General features: G+C 36.2%; 4 protein-coding genes. All 4 read right to left on the bottom strand.

All coding sequences use genetic code 11. From position 1 onward, the window contains the following. Window positions 1-153 precede the first annotated feature (153 nt). Entirely contained in the window at window positions 154-408 is a 255-nt protein-coding gene (locus tag JMM81_RS22460) for a hypothetical protein (RefSeq protein ID WP_256243784.1), read from the bottom strand. A 21-nt stretch (window positions 409-429) separates the two neighbouring features. Continuing rightward, window positions 430-735: a hypothetical protein gene (locus JMM81_RS22455; RefSeq protein ID WP_256243783.1), complete on the bottom strand. Its 306-nt coding sequence runs from the start codon at window positions 733-735 to the stop codon at window positions 430-432. A 166-nt stretch (window positions 736-901) separates the two neighbouring features. Continuing rightward, window positions 902-1,831, bottom strand: coding sequence for a DUF5677 domain-containing protein (locus JMM81_RS22450; protein WP_256243782.1), 930 nt, complete (start codon window positions 1,829-1,831; stop codon window positions 902-904). Window positions 1,832-1,922: 91 nt separating this feature from the next. After that, a partial coding sequence (locus tag JMM81_RS22445) for a group II intron maturase-specific domain-containing protein (protein ID WP_305367887.1) occupies window positions 1,923-2,515 on the bottom strand: 593 nt, incomplete at its 5' end.

Genomic DNA, 2,515 nt, shown 5'->3' with positions numbered 1-2,515 from the left:
CTATTTTGTTTCCCCATGGTGTATAACACTCCTTAAGGGTAACGTAACACCCTCACAGTTTTGTGTCTACCTTAAGGGGATAATCTCATCATCTCTTCTGGGTTTTATTTTTTTACATAGATTTCTACAGTGTACTATGATCAAAGCGGTTATTTATTGATATGTACGATTCAAATATTTATCAAACATTTCGTTGATCTCGCTCTCTGGTGCATATTCTCTTATGAGTCTTATTCTTTCCTCATTTGATGCACCATCAACCTTTGTATAACCTCTATCAAAACCCAAACTCTCTTCAATATCTTCTATTGTTAAGCCCTTCTTCTTAAGGTTTTCTAATGTATAGTATTTAGCAGGATAAATTTCAGCTCCAAATTCCTCATAACACTCAAAAATAATTCCTAGCAATAATAAAAAATTTTGCTCGCACTAAGTAGCTATATCATCTTCATTCTTATTAAAGACTTGGCCAGAGAACAACTGCCGAAGGAACTTCTCTTTCGCTAACTCCCCTACTTCCAAGAAGTTATCATCAGTTTGAAAGTAGAATTTCATTCTTGAATTTCCATCCTCGTCCTTATATCCTCTAGCTGAACCAATAAATGAAGTTCCGACTTTTTGTGATTTGTTTCTCATCTCTACAAACTTCTTCGCAAGATCATTCTGTTTTAATTTTTCTTGTTGTACCGCATACCAGCTTTCAAATCCTTCAATGCGTTTCATTGATGATTGCAAAGTAAATGTTACGCTTCTACTTGCAGAGAAAAATGCGCTTAGATAATACTTGCAATCTTGAATATTCCTACACTCTTTTATCCTTTCAAGAAAAAAAATCCGCCTCGCATATTTTATCCTCAACTAAACCAAACTCTTTCAAAACTCTCACTCTCCCCCTAATAAATTAATGTTGTTTTCTATCAGAAATATATTCAACAGTAATATTAGCTTGTGTTAGCTCAAAAAACTCATTCTGGATATTGTCCACGTACCACTGTGCATATTCCACTGCTTTATTTGGATTATATTTCTTTATCATCTTATGATAAATCTCAAGAGCGAATACAACAGCAAAATTTAAGTGCTGGGGTAGTTCTTCTAATCGTCTAATTCCTGGGTTTACACCAAAGCCTTCTTCAAAATTTGTTATTCTATCTAAAGCAGAACCACCATGAAGAAATCTAGATAGGTTTCTATATATAATCTCATAATAATTTTCTTGTCCAAGATGTTTTGCTAAGTCAATTATTCCACGAGGCCCGTTGTATAAAGAATACCAACTAGGTCGGCGTCCCATTTCTTTTTTGGTCCTTTTCCATTCTTCATTTACTTCCTTATACTTGCCTTTACTTAGTCCCCTTTCAAGTCTCGCAATATTCTCTTTAGGCTTGAATTTTGATGGATCCATTCCAAGATCGCTCGTCTTTTTTAGAAATTCTTTTCCCTGCTGAGTTGTTGGATCAACAAGTTTCCAGTTAGCTATTTTTTTCTGAGCATGCGCTACTTGATAAGCCAAAACACCCTTTTTCTCTTCTTCATCTAACAGATATTCTATATTAAACTTCATTTCTAGCATTGATCTTAATAAAGGCTTTATCGGGTCACCCGTTCCTTTTTTGATTAACACTGTAATTCCATCTAATAAACTTAAGTATTCAGTATAAGTAGTAGCGATTGGTGTCTCGTACTCTGTGAAGTTATACGTCTCTCTGCAAATATCTAATACATGAGATCCAAAGTTAACAACTTCGTCAAGTAATCTTCCCATTCGATTAAGAATTTTCTGAATTTCCTTGTCATTTTTACGATCAAGCAAGTATTTATTTGGTTGCATATTACTCCACCTTTTTAATCGAGTAGGAGGAGGTGATTAACCTCCGACCTCTCACACCACCGTACGTACGGTTCCGTATACGGCGGTTCAATTAAGATAATTGACGCAAGAATTTATAACGGACTTGTAGACTTTTAAGCCCTCGATCACTCCAGTAAGAGTTATCGAGGGTTTTGTGTAAAATTGGACTATTTGAGATACGCCAGTAACCTTTTCGACTATTTCCCCACTCGTAGGCTCTCCACTCGGATACACCTAAGTTTATAAGGTTCCGTATCTTTGTCTTTGGCTTCTTCCAGTTTTTCCATAAGCACATTCGTAGCCTTCTACGGATCCACTTATCTAAATCATCGAAAATGGATTTCGTATCAGCCAACGCAAAATAACCGCACCAGCCTATTAGGTATTGGTTCAGTTTCTCAATCCGATATTCCATTGAGTATGGCATCTTTCTTGAAGTGATTTCTCTTACCTTCTTCTTCATTCGCTTTAGACTTTCTTTTGCGATTCGAACCTTTGGCTCCTTTGAAGACGTGAAACTGAAGCCAAGAAACTTTCGTTTCCATGGACGGTTTACCGCCGACTTTCTCTCATTTACTTTCAATCGGAGTTTTCCCTCGATAAACCTTTGAATGCTTTCCATGGTTCGTTCTCCTGCTCGTTTTGATTTCACGTAAATGTTAC

The sequence above is a fragment of the Bacillus sp. V3B genome (assembly GCF_024494465.1).
Classification (GTDB): Bacteria; Bacillota; Bacilli; order Bacillales; family Cytobacillaceae; genus Bacillus_BD.
This window is presented reverse-complemented; position numbering and strand designations above follow the sequence as displayed.

Bases quoted from the DNA above. Each gene is read 5' to 3' on its own strand.
- JMM81_RS22450 (WP_256243782.1), bottom strand. From the start codon at position 1,831: ATGCAACCAAATAAATACTTGCTTGATCGTAAAAATGACAAGGAAATT.